The following is a 17,719-nucleotide window of genomic DNA, read 5'->3' as shown; positions in this document are numbered from 1 at the left end:
TGCCATATACTGTAAACCATGAGACACAAAGGCGCAGCAGGAACAACATTTGCGCGCGCACTCTAACAGGAGGCGTGGATCGCTATGGGGAGTAGCAGTACCATGATCCGCCGTGACCATGCCGCGCGTCGCGTGGCCTATCTTCTTGCGTCGACGATGGCCGCCGCGCCGGCACTGGCCATTGGCCAGCAGGCCACCGACCCAGCCGCAGCGCCCGCCGCTGCGCCAGCAGCGCCAGCCGACGCTGGGGGGCTTGCTTCTGAAATTCTCGTCACCGCCAACAAGCGCAGCGAAAGTGTGCAGAAGGTGGCGATCTCGGTCAGCGCGTTTTCCGGCGAACAGGTCAAGCGCCTGGGTATTACCGACACCACCCAGATCACCCAGCAGATCCCTGCGCTGCGTGTCAACGCCTGGTCGCCCAACCTGACGATCTTCAGTCTGCGCGGCATCTCGCAGAACAATTTCACCGACAACCTCGAGGCTCCGGTCGCGGTATACCAGGACAACGCCTATATCGCCTCGATGAACGCGGTGGCGGGGCAACTGTTCGACATCAAGCGTGTCGAAGTGCTGCGTGGCCCCCAAGGCACGCTGTTCGGGCGCAACGCCACCGGCGGCCTCATCCACTACCTCAGCGAGGATGCCAGCCAGGACTCGCTTAACGGCTATGTCCAGGGTGAGTATGGCAAGTTCAACGATCGCTCGCTTGAAGGCGCGATCGGTGCGCAGATCGTGCCGGGCGTACGCTTTCGCGCGGCGGGGCGGGTCGAAAAGGCCGATGGTTACATCAAGTCACGCAACACCGATGCTACTGCGCTCGGCCTGGGCGTGCTGCAGGGCAGCGGGCAGGATCTTGGCGGGAAGAACGGCTGGGCGGCGCGCCTCAATCTTCAGGTCGATCTGGCCCCCAAAGCTACGCTCAGCCTGTGGTACAAGCATTCCGAAGACAATCATGTCGCCACCGGTGGCTATGTCTTCGAAAACTGCGTCTATCTTGCCAACGGCTATTGCGACACCAATGCCGCTGGCCTCAGCGACAGCCGCAACGGGGTCATCAACGGCGTGACCTCGGCCCCGGCCTCACCGTGGGAGCACTTTGGCAACCGCAAGGGTGACCTCAACCGCGTCACCAACAGCTATCAGGGCCAACTCGACTGGGACCTGGGCGGGGTCAATCTCACCGCGATCACCAACTACCTGACGATGAACAAGGTCTATGCCGAAGACGGCGATGCCACGCCGCTCGATGTCGTCAACGTCGATACGCGCGTGCGCTTTCACCAGTTCTCGCAGGAATTGCGTTTCTCTGGCCATACCGGGCTGCTCAAGTGGCAGGCGGGCGGCTATTACCTCAATATGAAATACGACGGCGTTCACGGCGTTACCGGCGTGCCGATGATTTCACTGGCCGAACAAGCCAACGGCGGCTTCTCGTTCCCGACGGTCGACCAGTTCTACGTGCTGCGCTCCAAGAACTGGTCGCTGTTCGCGCAGGGCGACCTGCAACTGACCGACAAGTTTTCGGTCACGATCGGCGGACGCTATTCCAAGGATAACAAGGCGATCGACTATACTGCGGTCCTGATCGACCCGACATATGCGCCGCAGCCCGCGCCGCGCGTGTTGTTCACCGATCGCGATCTGGCGGCCGTTGTTCCGGGCGTCAACCGCATCAACTATGGTGACTGGGCTGCCCGCGTCTCGCTCAATTACCAGGCCACGCCCGACACGCTGTTGTTCGCTTCGTGGAACCGCGGCATCAAGGGCGGCAACTGGTCGCTGTCCTCGACGATCACCCCGCAAGATTTCCAGCATCGTCCCGAGACGCTCAATAGCCTCGAAGCCGGCTTCAAGACCAGCCTGCTCGGCCGCACGCTGCGCCTGAACGGCACGGTCTATCACTACTTCTACGATGACTATCAGGCCTTCTCGCTGGCCGGGGGCGTACCCCACGTTTACAACAGCAACGCCCACGCGACCGGGGCCGAACTGGAGTCGTTCTGGTCGCCCTCGCGCCATGTTGATGGCGTGTTCGGCGCCACGTGGGAAACCTCGTCGGTCGATAGCATTCCGGGCACCGGCACCCAGTTCGGCCCGGTACTGTTCCCCGGTGCGCCGGATTCGCAGTATTGCAAGAACCTGGGCACGGTGTTCCGCTGCGATTTCCCGCAGGCCGATATCAAGAATGCCAAGCTGCCCAATGCGCCGCGCTTCAGCTTCAATTACCTGCTTCGCTACAACCATGATATCGGCAGCGGCAACCTTGCCGTGCAGGTCGACGGTGTGTGGTACGACAAGCAGTTCCTCGAGGTGACCAACGGCCTTGGCTCGCTGCAGCCTTCCTACAACATCACCAACGCCTCGCTCACCTGGCGCGACACCAACACCGGAATCTCGCTCACTGCCTGGGGCCGCAACGTATTTAACAAGGCCTACCGCGCCTATGCGCTCAACCTTGGCATTTTGGGCGTAACATCGATTTATGGGCCGCCTGTGACCTATGGCGCCACGTTGCGGGTGCCGTTCGGCAAATGATGCGGCGCGGCGGCGACATGCGCGGCGCTATCCTGGCATTTGTCCTGATATGTAGCCTGGCATGCGGCGCGCTCGCGGCCCTTGCTCCCACGGCAAGGGCCGCCCCCGCGGTTGCGCCGCTGCCCACAGCAACATCGGCCACTGCGCCAGAGGTGGCGGCGATTACCTTGCCCGAGGCGATCCCGGTGCCCGACAGCGGCGCCCTGCCACTGTCCTCGGCGCTTCGGCCTGGTCCGGAGCATGCCGATCTTGCTGCAGCAGGGTATGAAGAAGCGGAATACTACCTCGTGGGCAAGGCACCGGCGATCGATGGCGACGGCCATGTGCGCGTGGCGGCAGCGCCCTATATCACGCGCATCCTGGTGCGCCGCCCGGCTGACCCTGCGCGTTTCAATGGCACCGTGGTGATCGAGCCGTTCAGTTGGTTCGGCGCGCGTGCAGCCGGATGGATCCTGACGCGCGCCTACCTCTTGCGGCGCGGCTATGCGTTCGTCGCCTACACCCTCGACATCAATGCCCCGGCTGCCGATCCCAAGTTTCCCCCGGTGCCAGGGGAGGCGAGCAATTCCGATCAGGCGCAGTACGGCGGCATCGTGAACCTCGAATTCATGCGACGCTTTGACTATCCACGCTATGCGCCGCTCGGCAGCTATTATGATCCGAAGCGGTTCCTGCGTGGTGGTGCGCCCGATCCCTTCCTGCCCCAGGCGCAGGGCATCGGCGCCGAATTGGCCCTGCTGCTGCGCACGCCGTCTGCCGACGGGCCCATGGCGGGGTTGGCGGTCCGCCGTGTCTACGTCGACAGTTGGGCGGTGCAGGCGCAGGTATGGTTCGACTATCTCGACCAGGGGCGCCATCAGCAGTGGCGCCGACCCGATGGTGGGCCATTGATCGATGCCTACATGACCGGACGGTTTTCCTATGGCGAGGTAGCCGGTGCGCCGCGCCGCATCCCGCGCGGGTTACCTGCCGATGTTCCCTTCGTGACTGTCTACAGCCAGTCCGAGACTGTGCACGATGCGATCGAGCACATCGCCCTTCCGCCGGACAGCGACCGGCCGATGTTGCGCTATGTCGAGGTGATGGGAACGCCGCACCTGCGCGCGGCCGATCTCGGCACTGGCGAGGTGGAGCCGCTGCCCAACCAGCGCGGCCATGGCGACGACCCACGCTGCCAGGCGATCTACGACGAGCCGGCCGAATTGCCGTTTTCTGCGCTGCTCGATGCAATGGACCGCTGGGTACGTACCGGTGCGCCGATGCCGCGTTATCCCCGCGTGGTGCGCACGGCAAATGGCGTGCGGCGTGACCCGCGCACCCAGGCAATCGTGGGTGGCATGCGGCCGCCGTGGATTACCGTGCCGGCATTCGAATACTGGACCGACTTCGAGACTGGCTGCGGCACGGTCTACGATAGCAAGCGGGCCTTTTCTCCCGCGCAGATGCGCAAGCTCTACGGCTCCTACGCGGGCTATGCCCGCCGCTTTGCCGCCGCCACCCGCGCCGCAGTGACCGCAGGCATCATCCTGCCGGAAGATGCCGCCAGTCTCGTTCCCCCTGCCGGGCCTGAGGCGTTCGCTCCCTCCTCTGGCCCGTCGCCCCGCTGAGCCCACATTGTCTCGCGCCAAGCCAGAGGCCCACGGGCGCCACCTCTCTATCAGGGCGTATCATTGGCGCGGCTGAGAGAGATTGCTGTCTTGCCGCTCGGGCTGAGCCAGCCAGCGCCACAGTATGTGATCAAGGGACAGGCTTCCGCCGCCCTTGGCCAGCAGCGGCAAGAGCAGGCCGGCCCAGCTTAGGTGGGTGGGCCAGGCATCGGGATAGACGAACACTTCGATCACCAGCGTCATGCCCAGCAGGCCGATCGCGCCCAGTCTGGTAAACAGACCAAGGAACAGCAGCATCGAGAACAGATGCTCGGAAATGGTCGCGGCATAGGCGGCAAGGTGCGGCGGCACCAGCGGCAGCGCATAGTCACTGGCGAAGAGATCGAACGTGCCGTCGGTGATAGTGAACCAGCCTTCGACCTTGGCGCGGCCCGACAGGAAAAAGATCGCACCTGCGCCCAGCCTTGCGACCAGCAGCAAAAGCCATTCCGGCAAGAGCCGCCGGGCAAGATCGGTGGTGCGCTGGTAAAGCAGGATCAGCGTAGTCATCGGCTTGTCCTTGGTCGGCCAGTGGTGAGCACGGCAAGATGGCCCGGACGGTGCGCATGGCAGCGTCCGGGCACAGGCTGGTGGAGAGGGCGGGTTCAGCCGCGCGGCGTGAGCGAGCCCATGCCGTGGGGCGTCTTGATCGAGGTGCAGGTGCCGATCTTCACCGCTTTCCAGGCGTTGCCCTGATAGTCCTTGACCGAGGTGCCGGCGCAACTCGTGCCCGCGCCGGCCTTGCAGTCGTTCTTGCCGGCGAGCGCGACGCCATAGCACTTCTCGGTTTTGGGGGCGTCGGCGGCATGTGCACTCGAACCGGCAATAGCGGCAACAGAAAGGGCAACGGCGGCGGCGGCTTGCGTGATGGTCATGATGAAGCTCCTCGGGAATGAACGGCGGGCAGGTGCGTCGCGGGCGGTGATCCCGGCCCGGTCGACGAGGAGCAATTCGGCGCGGGTGGACGGTCGGTTACAGATTTTATTTTCGTCGATTGGCTGCCTGCGGTGTAACCATCGGCGGGTCTGGCGCGAAGCATGGCGTGGGAGCCCACATGCAAGCGAACGAAGCCCAGTTGAAAGCGTGGATGATTGGCGGTCTGGATGGCGATGCGGCCTGCCAGGCGCAGTTGCTGCGCGCGCTCGTTCCTGTGCTCGAAGCGTTTTACCGCCGCCGGATGCGCGATCGCCGCGATGACATCGACGATCTCGTCCAGGAAACGCTGATCGCCGTCCACACGCGGCGCGCCACGTTCGACCGGGAGCGCGCGTTCGGTGGCTGGCTGTTCGCCATTGCGCGCTACAAGATGGTCGATCACTTCCGTCGCTGCGGCCGGACCTGCCCGATCGAGGGGCTGGATGACATTCTGGTGACCGAGGGGTTCGAGGCGGCCAGCAGCGCGCGGATCGATATCGACCGCTTGCTGGACGCCTTGCCGGCAAAGCAGTCGCAAGCGATCCGCGCGACCCGCCTCGATGGATTGAGCACGCACGAGGCGGCAGCGCGGGAAAGGATGGGGGAATCTGACGTGAAAGTGTCGGTGCATCGCGGCCTGAAAGCGCTCGCTGCCCGTATCAGAGGCGAAATCTAGGATGAACACCGACGAACTGATCAATGCTCTGGCCAGCGAAGTGACCCCGGTGCCACGCCACGCCATCGGGCGTCGCCTGGTCATCGGGCTTATCGCTGGCGGCGTCGTGACCCTCGCGTTGATTGCCTGGCTGCTGGGGTTCAATCCGCAGCTTGGCACGGCCCTGCGCCATTATTCGTTCTGGATGAAGTGGGGTTACACGGTTTCCCTCGGCATCTGTGCGGCGCTTGCCACGGCGCGGCTTGCGCGGCCCGATGGCGGCAGGCCCGGCTGGCTGTGGTTGATGGTGGTGCCGGTGCTGTCGCTCGTCGCGATCGGCCTGTTTGAAATGAGCCGGGTGCCCAAGGCGCAATGGTTGGCGATGTGGTTGGGCCAAAGCTGGAGCGTGTGCTCGTCGATCGTATTCCTGCTGTCGGTGCCGATCTTTGGCGGCCTGCTCTGGTCATTTCGGCGCCTGGCGCCAACGCGGCTGCGGGCTGCGGGGGCGACGGCGGGGCTGACGGCCGGCGCCTGGGGCGCAACGCTCTATTGCCTGCACTGCCCGGAAGTATCGGCGATCTTCGTGCTCACCTGGTATACGCTGGGCATCAGCCTTGCCGCGCTTGCCGGCGCCATCCTTGGGCCGCGCCTGCTGCGCTGGTAATTTTTCGCGGCTGTAACCGTGCGTGGCGCCACCGCGAATATCCCATGCCACTTCCGGCATATGCATTTCCCAGGAGCGCCATGATGAACACTCTCAATTCGGGCCTGAGCCTTGCTGCCACCGCCGCCATCGTTGCCGTGTCGGCCGCGGCTGTTGCCTCTCCGGCCATGGCGGCGAGCGGCAACGCCGTGGTCCACTGTTACGGCGTCAACAGCTGCAAGGGCACGTCTGACTGCAAGTCGGGCAATCACGATTGCAAGGGCCAGAACGAGTGCAAGGGCCAGGGCTTCAAGGCCCTGTCGGTCAAGGCCTGCAAGGCCGCTGGCGGCAGCCTCATCGAACCCAAGTAAAGGCTGCCCCGGTAAACCTGGCCTGCGCGTCGCCGCCCCACCTCCGGGCGGCGGCGCCGGGCAAGAGGAGAGCGATCGTGCCTCACCCCCGCTTTTCCGGTTTCGGCCTCGGCCTGCGCAAACCGCATTACGCCGACTTTCTCGAAACCGCCGTGCCGGTGGACTTTGTCGAGGTGATTTCCGAGAATTTCATGATTCCGGGCGGACGGCCACGGCGCATCCTGAACCAGGTGCGTGCGCGCTATCCGGTCGCGCTGCACGGCGTTTCGCTGTCCGTCGGATCGGCGCATGGGCTGGATGCGGATTACCTGGGGCGTCTGCGCCGCCTGGTGGACGAAATCGAACCGCTGTTCGTGTCCGATCACCTGAGCTGGTCGCGCGCACCCAGGTTCAATGCCCACGATCTCTTGCCGCTGCCGTATACCACCGAAGCGCTCGATATCGTCTGCGCCAACCTGGCCCACGCCCAGGAGCGCCTGGGCCGACCGATGCTGCTCGAAAATCCATCGAGCTACCTGGCCTTTGCCCAGTCCGACATGACCGAGTGGGAATTCCTCGAACAGGTCTGCGCAAGGACCGGCTGCGGCTTGCTACTCGATCTCAACAACATCCACGTTTCGGCGATCAATCATGGCTTCGACCCGCTCGCCTACCTGGCCGGGTTGCCGCTGGACCGGGTGCGGCAGATCCACCTTGCCGGGCACAGCCGGGGCGAGACCTTTTTGATCGACACGCATGATCAGCCGGTGCCGCCGTCCGTCTGGACGCTGTTTGCCGAGGTCATCGCTCGCCTTGGCCCGGTTGCAGTGATGATCGAGCGTGATGACAATATCCCCCCGCTGGCCGAGCTGCTGGACGAACTCGACCAGGCGCGGGCCCTGGCCCGGCACGGGGTCGCGGCATGACGCTGGCCATGCTCCAGGCTGAATTCGGCGATTGGCTGATGACCGGCTCTGACCGCGCTGCGGCCCGCTTCACCCCGGCGGCGCAAGCCGGATTGTTGGTCTATCAGAACAATTATCGCGCGGCGTTGATGGCTTGCCTGCACGAAAGCTTTCCGCAGACGGTGCAGTGGCTGGGGCATGAAGACTTCCAGGCCAGCGCGGCCCACTGCATCGATGATTGCCCGCCCGATAGCTGGTCGCTGGATCATTACGCCGCCCAGTTTCCGCACAGCCTGGCAGCACAATGGCCCGATGATCCCGAAGTGGCCGAGTTGGCCATGCTGGAAATGGCGCTGGCCGATGCCTTTGTCGGCCCTGATGCCGATGCGCTGGATGGTACGGCGCTTGGGCTTGTCGATTGGGATAGTGCCCGGCTCACATGGGTGCCCACGGCGCGATTGCTGACCCTTCGCACGAACGCGCAGGCGATCTGGTCGGCGCTGGCTTCCGGGCGCACGGTGCCGCCGGCGCAATGCATCCCGCATGCGGCCACCGTGCTGGTCTGGCGACATGCCGAAACCGCCTGCTTTCGCACCCTTGATCCCTTGGAGGAGGCGTTGGCGCCACGCCTGTTCGCCGGCATGAAGTTTGCCGATGTCTGCCGTGCGCTGGTACGTGCCAAAGGCGAAGCGGACGGTATCAGGACTGCCGGCCTCTGGCTGGCACAATGGGCTGGCGATGGTCTGCTGCGCCGGGATGCCATGACCTGAGGCGTCACCCAGCATGCGCCGGCCGGCCATTGCGCCACGCGCCCACCGATGCAATACAAGGGGTGGGTGCTCGTTTGCCAAGGCTGGCGCGGGCAGGCTTTTGCGCTGGTCGGGCCGCGAGCGGGCCTACAGCCGCGTCCGGATGTTCCCGCTTGTTTCGCATTCGCATTGTCCCTGCGGCGCGCCTGCCGCGATACGCCCGGCGCCCTGCCGCCCGGCCCAAAATGGATGATGCGGGCCGGTGCTGTCGCCGCCGTGTCATGGCGCCGGATCAACCATCGTGGCTTGGCGTTGACGTGGTTGTGGCAGCCATTCCGGCCGGATGGGCGGGGCCACAGGCCTTTGGCCACACAGCGGAGTACGCATGGAAGCATTGACAGAGCGGGGGCTGGGCGCAGGCAGGCGCGTGAACGCAAGGTTGAGCCGCCTTGCTCTCTACCGCTGGTGGCGTCGCCGGGTGGTGGGGCCAGTGGATCACCAGGCCGTCGTGGCGCGTATTTTCGCGGAAAGCTGCTGGTCGCCGCGCTATGCCTTCATGACGATGATGTCAGCGGGCATCGCCATGCTGGGGTTGCTGCTCTCTTCGCCCGCCGTGGTTATCGGTGCCATGCTGATTTCGCCGCTGATGAGCCCGATCCTGGGGTTCGGCTTCAGCCTGGCGCTGTTCGATTTTGCCGAAATGCGGCGATCGCTGCTGGCCCTGGCGGTCGGCGCCGTTGCCGCGGTGGCGTTCACGGCGTTGATCGTCACGGTCTCGCCCCTCCAGGCTCCCACCGCCGAAATCGTTGCCCGCACGCGCCCCAATCTGTTTGACCTGGGCGTGGCCCTGTTTGCCGCGCTTGCCGGCAGCTTTGCCATCATTCGCGGGAGGGGGGAAACCATTGTCGGCGTCGCCATTGCCACGGCGCTGATGCCGCCGCTTGCCGTGGTGGGCTATGGCGTGGCGACGTGGAACCTGCCGGTGCTGGGCGGCGCGCTGGCGCTGTTCGTCACCAATTTCATCACGATCGCGCTCTCGGCCACCGTCATGGCCTGCTATTATGGGTTCGGGCACCAGCTTTCCAGCCGCCAGACCTGGACGCAGACCATCCTGCTGCTGCTGGTGTTCGTGATCATGGCCGTGCCGCTTGGCTTGGCGCTCAACCGCATCGCACGCGAGGCGCTGATCGTTTCTGACGTACGCTCGCTGTTGAACCAGCGCTTTGGCAGCGCCTCGCGCGTGACGCAGCTTGACGTGGCATTCGATCGCACGCCCAACGTCATCCGCGCCGTGGTGATCACGCCGCGCGGCAAGACCCAGAAGACCGTGTTGCTGCAAAAGGCGATCGAACAGGAACTGGGACGCCCGGTTCGCCTCAATATCGATCAGATCCTGCTCGAACCCGGCGCTGGGGCGATCGAGGCCCAGCGCGAGGAATTGCGGCAAGCGGGTGACCAGCCCGATCTGGAAACCCAGCGCCTGGCCGCGATCGCGCGCATGATCGCGCTGATCACCGGGGTTTCGGCCGATGACGTGACGATCGATCGTGACCATCATCGCGCCACGGCGGCGGCGGTGCCGCTGCCGGGGGCCAGCGTTGACACCTACCGGGTGCTTGAAGCGCGGGCCGCTGCGCAAACCGATGGCTGGAGCGTCGCCATCGTCCCGCCGCAAGGGCCACTGCCCGAGATCGCGTTCGCCGGCACTGCCGACACGCTGGACCCCGCAGCGCGCGATGCCGTACTAGCATCGGCCTGGGCTGCCCGGCGATGGAACGTTCCCGCGCTTGGCGTGCCGGGCCTGCCCGCCGGGACGCCGCCACCGCGGCCCAGCCTGGCGCAGCGGCGCGCCCTGGCCATTGCCGCGACACTGGCAACCCAGGGCATCACCGCGGTTCCGGCGCCCGGCGGCGGGGGGCAGCGGTTCCACTTGTCGACCGGGGGTGGGCAATGATCGCCGGGGTCGCGCTGACGCCATTTGATGCTGCCGCCATCCTCATCGTGCTGGCTGCCGGGCTCGGCTATTGCAACTACCGCTTCCTCAAATTGCCTGCCTCGATCGGGTTGACGGTCATGGGGGCGATCGCCTCGCTGCTCGTGGTCGGCATTGCGCGGGTCGTGCCCGGGGCCGCCTTTGCCCGCGATATCGTCGGCTTCATCGCCGGCATCGATTTTCACACCACGCTGATGGATGGCATGCTCTCGTTCCTGCTGTTTGCCGGTGCGCTCCATGTCGATTGGCACGAGATGCGGCGCGGTCGCTGGCCGATCATCGTGCTCAGCACCATTGGCGTTGCGCTGTCGACAGTGCTGATCGGGGGCGGGTTTCTCTTGCTCGCCCGCGCCGTGGGCTTCCAGCTGCCAGCGATCTGGTGCTTTGTCTTTGGGGCGTTGATCAGCCCGACCGATCCGGTCTCGGTCATGGGCGTGCTCAAGCGTGCCAACGTTTCGCCCACGCTCGAAGCAACGGTTGCGGGTGAGAGCCTGTTCAACGATGGCGTGGGTGTCGTCATCTTCACGATCCTGCTGGTCTCCGCGCTATCGGGTGAGCCCTTTTCCATGGGGCATGCCGCCAGCCTGTTTGCCGCCGAAGCGGGAGGCGGCGTTGTCCTTGGGCTGGTGATCGGCTGGATGGCGTTCCGGCTCATGCGCTCGATCGACGATTACAAGGTGGAAGTGCTGATCAGCCTCGCCGTGGTGATGGGTGGCTATGCCATCGCCCGGCCGCTGCATGCCAGTGGCCCGGTGGCCATGGCGGTTGCCGGGCTGATCATCGGCAATGCCGGCGTTGCTCATGCGATGAGCGACACCACGCGCGACTACCTGCACAAGTTCTGGGACCTCATCGACGACATCCTCAACACTGTCCTGTTCCTGCTGATCGGTCTGGAAGTGGTGACCATTCCGGGTGATCTGCGCCTCGTTGTCCTGGGCCTTGCCGCCATCCCGCTGGCGCTCGCGGCGCGCTCGATTTCCGTGCTGCTGCCGTTGTGCGCGATCCGGCCGGGGCATCGCTATGGATTGGTCGCGCCGGTCACCCTGATCTGGGGCGGGCTGCGCGGCGGCATTTCGATTGCCCTGGCGCTGGGGCTGCCCGAAGGCCCTGCGCGCCCGGTCATCCTGGCTGCCACCTACCTGGTCGTGCTGTTCTCGGTGATCGGTCAGGGCGGCACGATCAAGGGCGTGCTGCAGCGCATTACTGCGAGGGATGAAGGAGCGGCAGCATGAAGGCACGCCTGCTGCGGCTGTCAGACACCTTGCGCGAAAGCTATTGGTTCGTGCCAACGATCATGGCCTTGGCCGCGCTGCTGCTGGCGCTGACCACGGTCACGATCGACAGCCACGCCGGCTCGACCGCATGGACAACCGGATTGCCCGGGCTCGATGCGGCGCGGCCCGATGGTGCGCGCAGCCTGCTGTCGGCGATTGGCGGTTCGATGATCGGCGTGGCGGGCACGACGTTCTCGGTCACCATCGCGGCAGTGGTCTATGCATCGGGCCAGTATGGGCCGCGCCTGCTCAGCAACTTCATGTCCGATCGCGGCAACCAGGTTACGCTGGGCACGTTCATCGCCACTTTCGTCTATTCACTGGTCGTGCTGCGCACCATCCGCTCGGCGGGAGAGGGCGGCACTTCGGCCGTCGCCTTCGTGCCGCAACTCGCCCTGCTGATCGCACTCGTTTTGGTGCTCTGCTCGATCGCGGTGCTGATCTTCTTCATCCACCATGTGCCCATGCGCATCCACATCAACAGCGTGATCGAACAGATCGGCGCACGGTTGGTTGCCGATATCGAGGCCCGCTTCCCACCCAGCGATCAACGGCCCGCGCCCCCTGGCTCTGGCGACACGCCTGCTCCCGAGACCTCGCCGGTCGATACCCGCCATGTCGACCCGGAGCAGGGCGCACCGATCCATTGCCACGGCATCGGCTATATCCAACTGATCGACGTGGCTTCCATCATCGAGGTGGCGCATGCGCACGACATGATCGTCCGCCTGCATGGCGAGCCGGGAGACTTCGTCCACAAGCACAGCGTGCTGATGACGGCATGGCCGGCGGAAAATTGCACCGAACAGGCCGCCGCTGCCTTGCGTAATGCCTGCGCGCTCGGCGCCCGGCGCAGCGCGCTGCAAGACCTGCGCTCACGCGAGAGGGCGAAATGACCCCGCCGGAGGAAGTCGACCGGCTATTGCGGATCGACGAGGTGAAGCGGCGCGTGTGCCTGGGCAAGACGATGATCTACCGCCTCATTCGGCAGCAGCGATTTCCTGCACCCTACAAATTATCGCCCTTCGCGGCCCGCTGGAGCCAGCGCGAGGTGGTCGAATGGATCGATCGGGTTAAGGATGGTTTCGAGGGCAAGAAGCGCCGCTGGTAGCGTAAGGTACTGGGAAAAGATTAGGTGTCACAGTGACTTGGTGCCGGCAAAAAAATCCGGGGCACGCGACGGGGCATTTTTCCGGAAACCTGCGTCTTCCCGACCGGATTTACGAGGGGAGGCACCTGTGGGTTCGAAGCCGCGTGCGCCCGCCGGCGGCAAGCTCTGGCGGTGAAGCTGTGTCTCGGGCGGCGAGGAGAAGGGCATCGCCTCCGGTGCCCGAGGTCTCGCGCGCCGCGCCCTTTGAAAAAGGCCCTGGCCCGTCGGCCGCTTTACTATCCCAGCCGGCAAATAGGGCCAGTCCGGTCTATCAGTTCCGGCCCGGCGCGTTACGCCCGCCCGATTACTGTTCCAGCGCGCAAACGATGCGGTCAGGCGAAAGCGGCATATTCAGCCAACGCTTGCCGAATGGGGCCAGCGCATCGGCAATGGCATTGACCAGTGTCGGCGGCGAAATCATCGCGCCGCCTTCGCCCACCCCCTTGAAACCCCCGGGGGTCGACGAAGGGGTACACATGTGCTGGTACTCGATGCGGGGAACGTCGAGCCCCGTGGGAAGCAGATAGTCCTTCAGCGTAACGGCCAGTGGCTGCCCGTCCTCGTCGTAGCGCAGGTGCTCAAACAGCACCCCGCCGATGCCCTGGACAACCCCGCCCGCGATCTGCCCCTCGACGATCGCCGGATTGATCAACTCGCCGCAATCGCTTCCGGCCACCCAGCGCAGAATCGAGACCTTGCCGGTCTCCACGTCGACCTCGCAGATGCAGGCGTGCGTGGCATTGGCCAACACCATGGGCGGTGGGCGGTAGCGATACTGACTCTCCAGCCCCATTTCCATATCATGCGGCAGCCGGTCGGGCGCGACATAGGCGATCTGCGCAATCTCGGCCACGGACGAGCGAACTTCCGGTGCCCCCTCGATGGTGATCACGCCGTTTTCGATGCGTACGGCCTCGGGGCTGGCGTTGTAGGCGTGGGCGGCGATCCGCTGAATCTTCTCGCGTAGCAGGTCAGACGCCTTGATCGCCGCGCCGCCCCCGGCCACGGCTTGGCGGCTGCCGCCCGCACCCGAACCGAACCCGATTTGCGAACTGTCGCCTTCGACCACGGTCACATCCTCGAACGGCACGCCCAGTCGCTCCGCGATCACCTGTGCAAGCGAAGTCACCGTGCCATGGCCCTGGGAAAAGGTGGTGGTCATCGCCGTCACCCGGCCGTTCGCCTCGATTCGCACATGGGCCATGTCCGATGCGAAATAGCCGAACGAAACCGTCGTCGGTTCGATACCGTTGGCCAACCCGAGCCCTAGATAGCGCCCCTGTTCGCGTGCGTGCGCCTGATCGCGGCGGAAGGCAGGCACGTCGATCGCCGAGACGGCCAGCTCCATCGTCTCACGCGGGCTGATGTCGGCCAGGACGAACCCGGCCGCGGTCTGAAAGGGTTGATCGGGCTTACCGATGATGTTCTTGCGGCGGAGTTCGATCGAATCCGCACCCATTTCCCGGGCCGCCACGTCGAACATGGCCTCCCGTGCGAACATTTCCAGCATCCATGGGCCGCGATATGGTACGAGACCACTGGTATTCGTGTACCAGCCCTTCGCCTTCCAGCGATAGCGAGGCAGTCGGTAGGGGCCGGGAAACATCGGCGTCACCAGGCTGGCGCTGGACTGCGTGGCATAGGGATAGGCCCCGAAGTCGCAGTCGTACTCGACATCGGCAGCGAGCAGCCGGTGATCCGCATCGAACGCCAGCCGAACAGACATCTGGTCTTCGCGGCTCTGGCCGCCGGCGATCAGGTTTTCGAGCCGATCCTCGATCCACTTGACCGGCCGTCCCGCCAAGATGGCCGCGGCGATTACCGCCATGTCATCGCGTTGCGGCGACATCTTCAGGCCGAACCCACCACCCACGTCCTTGCCGATGACGCGCACCTGATGCTGGTTCATGTTGAAGGCCGTGGCAATGTGTAGCGCGGACAGGTGCGGACTCTGGCAGGCTGCGTGGACGGTCAATTCCCCGGTTCCGTCCGGCGCTGCGACTAGGCCGCGCGTCTCCATCGGCATATGCGCCTGCCGGCAATTGCGGATGGTATCCTCCACCACATGCGCGGCGCTTGCGAAGATGGCGTCGATCTCGTCGTCCCGGCCGCTGTCCATGGCGTTGACCAGATTATCGGGCAGATGTGGATGGACCGGGGGCATCGTCTGGGCTGCGGCGATGCCGATGACGGGGGCCTCAGCGCGATAGTCAACCTCGACCAAGGCTACCGCGTCCTCGGCGATCGCGCGCGTCGTGGCGAGTACGATCGCCACCGGATCGCCGACGAATCGGACGTCCGTGCGCGCCAACAAGCCATTGTCGGGCGAAGGGCAGCCCGGCATGTCGAACACCGGATTGCCGGGCTGGCAGCCCAGCTGGTCGAGGTCCGCCGCAATGTAGACCGCGAACACCCCGGGCAGTGCGCGCGCCTGGGCTATATCCAGCCGCAGGATCTGGCCGCGCGCCACATTGCTGCGAACGAATGCTGCATGCAGCATCCCCGCCACGACCACGTCGTCAATATAGGTGCCCCGCCCGGTCAGCAGCCGGCGGTCTTCCTTGCGCTGGATCCTCTTGCCGACGAAGCGGGCACCGGTGGCAATGGGATGTTCGCTCACTTGCGGTCCTCCGTAAGCCGGTCAATTACGCGCAAGACTCCCTGATATCCGGTGCAGCGGCACAGATGGCCTGACAGCGCTTCGCGCATTTCCGCCGCGTTTGGGCGCGGCTCAGACCGGTCGAGCGCCACCAGCGTCATCAGGAAGCCCGGTGTACAGAATCCGCATTGCAGCGCGAACTCCTCGCGGAACAGCTGCTGAATCGGATGCAGTTCCTTCGGCCCTCCGCTCAGTCCCTCGACGGTCTCCACCGTCTTGCCGTTCGCCTGGACCGCGAGCATCAGGCAGGAACGAACGGCCTGGCCTTCGACCAGCACGGTGCAGGCTCCACAGACGCCGTGTTCGCAGCCAGCATGGGGACCGGTGCAGCCGACATCGCAGCGCAGGAAGTCGAGCAAGGTGCGCCGCGCCTCCACCATGCCGTCGATCTGGCACCCGTTCAGTTCGAACTCGACGAAATGTAGGCTCATGCGGCGACCTTTTCGGTCAGAGTGCGAAATCGGCGCTCGAAAATGCGCGCGGCGACCGTCCTCCGGTAGTGGGCGGAGGCATGGAGGTCCTCGGGCGGTTCAACCTGGGCCAACGCCAGTTGCGCCAGCTCGCGCGGGTCGATGTCGGCAATCGTGGCTCCGGTTAGCGCCTGTTCGGCGGTAGTGGCGGCAACGGGGGTGGGGCCCATGCCGAACCAAGCAATCCCCGCGCGCTCCACCCTTGTATCCTGGACATCCAGCAACATTACCAGCCCGACCAACGCGAAATCGCCGCGCCGGCGCGCCACTTCTTGGAAAACGGCGCGGCTAGCCGCTGGCCATGCCGGAAAGTGGATGGCGATCACCACCTCGTCCTCCGCCCGGGCGGTCGCGTAGGGGGCCAGGTAGAATTCGCGCGCCGGCACCTGTCGGGTGCCGCGCGTCGAGCGGAGTTCGATGCTGGCGCCCAGAGCCACCGCCACCGCCGGCTGTTCGGCCGCCGGCTCGCCCAGCGCAATCGAGCCGCCGACGGTACCGCGCGCGCGCGTCTGGTAATGTCCGACATGGCCTAGTGCTTCGCCTAGGATCGGCAGGTGGCGAGCCACAAACGGGTCGTGCAGGGCGTCGGCCTGTCGGGTACGCGCGCCGATGCGCAGGCCATGTCCTGTGTGCGTGATCCCGGCCATGTCGTCCGCCGGGTTGATATCGATCAGGACCGTGGGGGACGTCATGCGCAGGGCCAGCAGCGGCATCAGCGTCTGCCCCCCTGCCAGGACGGCGGCGTCCGAGCCCGCTTCGCCGAGCAGGCATACTGCTTCATCGGCGGAACCGGCCTCGAGATAGTCGAAAGGTGCCGCTTTCATTTGTGTTGCCTCTCCATTGCACGGGCCAGCCTTGCGATCGTGTCGGCATCGAGGCTGACGGTGGTCGTCGGCCGCTGTGCGCGTTGGCCTAACTGGAAGGCGGCGGCGGCAACTACGATCACCAGCAAGCCCACCGCTGCGCCTCCCAGATTGCCCGAGGCATCCCAGCCGCCGGCGGTTTCGCCGAGGATGAACCCGCCAATCGCGGCCGCGAGCAGCAATAGCAGGGAGATGCCCGTCGAGGTGCTGCCGGCGCCGGTCGTGCCCGCCTGCGGAATCGCTACCGGGCTCGACACCGGCTGGATCTCTGGCCGGTGTGCCGTCATCTCGTCCATGTGGACCGCGGTTGTCGCGGGCGCCTCTGCCTGACGCTCGACCACCTCTTGCGAAAACCGGGCAAAGAAGGTCCCGGCAAGTTGTTTGGCGGTGATGTCGATCAGCTTGCCACCCAATTGTGCCAGTCGCCCGGTGATATCCGCCGACACGTCGTACTGGAGTATGGTGGCGTCGCCGTCTGCGACCAGATGGACGTCTGCTGCGCCCTTCACGGCGCCGGCAGCCCCGCCGCTGCCTTCCCCGCTGATGCGGTAGCTGTGTGGAGGAACGCGATCGAACAGCTTGACCATACCTCCGAAACGGGCGCTGATCGGTCCGACTTTGATGGTAGCGGCGGCTTTGAATGCGTCCTCGTCCACCGGTTCGAGCGACTGGCAGCCCGGAATGCAGGCGCGCAGCACGTCAGCGTCGTTCAGTGCAGCCCAAACGACTTCGATCGGTGCGGCAATCCGCTGCTCACCGTTCATTTTCATGGTGTTTGGTTCCCATCCTCATCCTGCTCACCAACGGCCGCCGCATTGTATGCCGTACGATCTCGTTATCGGGGTTAGTCCTCCAGCCCGATCTTTGGGCCTTTTCCGGTCACCGTGTTCGTTCGGGGAAAGACGCCGT

At 65.2% G+C, this 17,719-nt stretch carries 17 protein-coding genes; 11 read left to right on the top strand and 6 right to left on the bottom strand.

Features of this window, described 5'->3' with window-relative positions; genetic code table 11:
• Window positions 1-102: 102 nt before the first annotated feature.
• Together IE191_RS15030 and IE191_RS15025 are read left to right on the top strand one after the other, a co-directional pair.
• Window positions 103-2,535 carry a TonB-dependent receptor gene (locus IE191_RS15030; RefSeq protein ID WP_229815433.1) on the top strand — a complete coding sequence of 811 codons (2,433 nt, stop codon included), beginning with the start codon at window positions 103-105 and terminating at the stop codon, window positions 2,533-2,535.
• Window positions 2,532-4,142, top strand: coding sequence for an alpha/beta hydrolase domain-containing protein (locus tag IE191_RS15025; protein WP_229815432.1), 1,611 nt, complete (start codon window positions 2,532-2,534; stop codon window positions 4,140-4,142). The genes IE191_RS15030 and IE191_RS15025 overlap by 4 nt, the downstream gene beginning before the upstream one ends.
• Window positions 4,143-4,202: 60 nt before the next feature.
• On the opposite strand, the gene IE191_RS15020 is transcribed toward IE191_RS15025, so the two are convergent.
• Both IE191_RS15020 and IE191_RS15015 read right to left on the bottom strand, forming a co-directional pair.
• Window positions 4,203-4,691, bottom strand: a complete 489-nt coding sequence (locus tag IE191_RS15020; RefSeq protein WP_191325203.1) for a DoxX family protein — start codon at window positions 4,689-4,691, stop codon at window positions 4,203-4,205.
• A gap of 95 nt (window positions 4,692-4,786) precedes the next feature.
• The gene (locus IE191_RS15015; RefSeq protein WP_191325202.1) at window positions 4,787-5,056 is read right to left on the bottom strand and encodes a BufA1 family periplasmic bufferin-type metallophore; all 270 of its coding nucleotides are present in this window, start codon (window positions 5,054-5,056) and stop codon (window positions 4,787-4,789) included.
• 179 nt (window positions 5,057-5,235) lie between these two features.
• On the opposite strand from IE191_RS15015, the gene IE191_RS15010 reads away from it, so the two are divergent.
• The 9 genes from IE191_RS15010 to IE191_RS14970 all read left to right on the top strand — a co-directional run bounded on the left by IE191_RS15010 (window position 5,236) and on the right by IE191_RS14970 (window position 12,779).
• Window positions 5,236-5,772, top strand: coding sequence for a sigma-70 family RNA polymerase sigma factor (locus tag IE191_RS15010; RefSeq protein ID WP_191325201.1), 537 nt, complete (start codon window positions 5,236-5,238; stop codon window positions 5,770-5,772).
• 1 nt (window position 5,773) lies between these two features.
• Window positions 5,774-6,415, top strand: a complete 642-nt coding sequence (locus IE191_RS15005) for a DUF1109 domain-containing protein (protein WP_191325200.1) — start codon at window positions 5,774-5,776, stop codon at window positions 6,413-6,415.
• 83 nt (window positions 6,416-6,498) lie between these two features.
• Window positions 6,499-6,765, top strand: a complete 267-nt coding sequence (gene bufA2 / locus IE191_RS15000; protein ID WP_191325199.1) for a BufA2 family periplasmic bufferin-type metallophore — start codon at window positions 6,499-6,501, stop codon at window positions 6,763-6,765.
• A gap of 77 nt (window positions 6,766-6,842) precedes the next feature.
• Window positions 6,843-7,670, top strand: a complete 828-nt coding sequence (gene bufB, locus IE191_RS14995; RefSeq protein WP_191325198.1) for an MNIO family bufferin maturase — start codon at window positions 6,843-6,845, stop codon at window positions 7,668-7,670.
• Entirely contained in the window at window positions 7,667-8,419 is a 753-nt protein-coding gene (locus IE191_RS14990) for an HvfC/BufC N-terminal domain-containing protein (RefSeq protein ID WP_191325197.1), read from the top strand. The genes bufB and IE191_RS14990 overlap by 4 nt, the downstream gene beginning before the upstream one ends.
• Before the next feature lie 364 nt (window positions 8,420-8,783).
• Window positions 8,784-10,352, top strand: a complete 1,569-nt coding sequence (locus tag IE191_RS14985) for a DUF389 domain-containing protein (protein WP_191325196.1) — start codon at window positions 8,784-8,786, stop codon at window positions 10,350-10,352.
• Window positions 10,349-11,626, top strand: coding sequence for a cation:proton antiporter (locus IE191_RS14980; RefSeq protein ID WP_191325195.1), 1,278 nt, complete (start codon window positions 10,349-10,351; stop codon window positions 11,624-11,626). The genes IE191_RS14985 and IE191_RS14980 overlap by 4 nt, the downstream gene beginning before the upstream one ends.
• Window positions 11,623-12,564, top strand: a complete 942-nt coding sequence (locus IE191_RS14975; RefSeq protein WP_191325194.1) for a DUF2254 domain-containing protein — start codon at window positions 11,623-11,625, stop codon at window positions 12,562-12,564. Before IE191_RS14980 ends, IE191_RS14975 begins: the two co-directional genes overlap by 4 nt.
• Window positions 12,561-12,779: a helix-turn-helix transcriptional regulator gene (locus IE191_RS14970; RefSeq protein ID WP_191325193.1), complete on the top strand. Its 219-nt coding sequence runs from the start codon at window positions 12,561-12,563 to the stop codon at window positions 12,777-12,779. Before IE191_RS14975 ends, IE191_RS14970 begins: the two co-directional genes overlap by 4 nt.
• 343 nt (window positions 12,780-13,122) lie before the next feature.
• On the opposite strand, the gene IE191_RS14965 is transcribed toward IE191_RS14970, so the two are convergent.
• The 4 genes from IE191_RS14965 to IE191_RS14950 are packed head-to-tail and all read right to left on the bottom strand — an operon-like array spanning window position 13,123 to window position 17,580.
• Window positions 13,123-15,438: a xanthine dehydrogenase family protein molybdopterin-binding subunit gene (locus tag IE191_RS14965; RefSeq protein WP_191325192.1), complete on the bottom strand. Its 2,316-nt coding sequence runs from the start codon at window positions 15,436-15,438 to the stop codon at window positions 13,123-13,125.
• On the bottom strand, window positions 15,435-15,908 hold the full coding sequence (locus IE191_RS14960; RefSeq protein ID WP_191325191.1) for a (2Fe-2S)-binding protein: 474 nt from the start codon (window positions 15,906-15,908) through the stop codon (window positions 15,435-15,437). The genes IE191_RS14965 and IE191_RS14960 overlap by 4 nt, the downstream gene beginning before the upstream one ends.
• A complete protein-coding gene (locus IE191_RS14955) occupies window positions 15,905-16,771 on the bottom strand; it encodes an FAD binding domain-containing protein (protein WP_191325190.1) in 867 nt (288 codons plus the stop codon). The genes IE191_RS14960 and IE191_RS14955 overlap by 4 nt, the downstream gene beginning before the upstream one ends.
• Window positions 16,768-17,580 carry an SRPBCC family protein gene (locus IE191_RS14950; RefSeq protein WP_191325189.1) on the bottom strand — a complete coding sequence of 271 codons (813 nt, stop codon included), beginning with the start codon at window positions 17,578-17,580 and terminating at the stop codon, window positions 16,768-16,770. Before IE191_RS14950 ends, IE191_RS14955 begins: the two co-directional genes overlap by 4 nt.
• Between the last annotated feature and the right edge of the window lie 139 nt (window positions 17,581-17,719).

This window comes from Novosphingobium pokkalii, assembly GCF_014652855.1.
GTDB lineage: Bacteria > Pseudomonadota > Alphaproteobacteria > Sphingomonadales > Sphingomonadaceae > Novosphingobium > Novosphingobium pokkalii.
Note: the sequence above shows the minus strand (reverse complement) of the source record. Positions and strands in the feature narration are given on the sequence as shown.

Coding starts and splice junctions, on each gene's coding strand:
- IE191_RS15025 (WP_229815432.1), top strand. CDS start 2,532: ATGATGCGGCGCGGCGGCGACATGCGCGGCGCTATCCTGGCATTTGTC.
- bufA2 (WP_191325199.1), top strand. CDS start 6,499: ATGAACACTCTCAATTCGGGCCTGAGCCTTGCTGCCACCGCCGCCATC.
- IE191_RS15030 (WP_229815433.1), top strand. CDS start 103: ATGATCCGCCGTGACCATGCCGCGCGTCGCGTGGCCTATCTTCTTGCG.
- IE191_RS15015 (WP_191325202.1), bottom strand. CDS start 5,056: ATGACCATCACGCAAGCCGCCGCCGCCGTTGCCCTTTCTGTTGCCGCT.
- IE191_RS15005 (WP_191325200.1), top strand. CDS start 5,774: ATGAACACCGACGAACTGATCAATGCTCTGGCCAGCGAAGTGACCCCG.
- IE191_RS14955 (WP_191325190.1), bottom strand. CDS start 16,771: ATGAAAGCGGCACCTTTCGACTATCTCGAGGCCGGTTCCGCCGATGAA.
- IE191_RS14990 (WP_191325197.1), top strand. CDS start 7,667: ATGACGCTGGCCATGCTCCAGGCTGAATTCGGCGATTGGCTGATGACC.
- IE191_RS15010 (WP_191325201.1), top strand. CDS start 5,236: ATGCAAGCGAACGAAGCCCAGTTGAAAGCGTGGATGATTGGCGGTCTG.
- IE191_RS14960 (WP_191325191.1), bottom strand. CDS start 15,908: ATGAGCCTACATTTCGTCGAGTTCGAACTGAACGGGTGCCAGATCGAC.
- IE191_RS14970 (WP_191325193.1), top strand. CDS start 12,561: ATGACCCCGCCGGAGGAAGTCGACCGGCTATTGCGGATCGACGAGGTG.
- IE191_RS14980 (WP_191325195.1), top strand. CDS start 10,349: ATGATCGCCGGGGTCGCGCTGACGCCATTTGATGCTGCCGCCATCCTC.
- IE191_RS14985 (WP_191325196.1), top strand. CDS start 8,784: ATGGAAGCATTGACAGAGCGGGGGCTGGGCGCAGGCAGGCGCGTGAAC.
- IE191_RS14975 (WP_191325194.1), top strand. CDS start 11,623: ATGAAGGCACGCCTGCTGCGGCTGTCAGACACCTTGCGCGAAAGCTAT.
- IE191_RS15020 (WP_191325203.1), bottom strand. CDS start 4,691: ATGACTACGCTGATCCTGCTTTACCAGCGCACCACCGATCTTGCCCGG.
- IE191_RS14950 (WP_191325189.1), bottom strand. CDS start 17,580: ATGAAAATGAACGGTGAGCAGCGGATTGCCGCACCGATCGAAGTCGTT.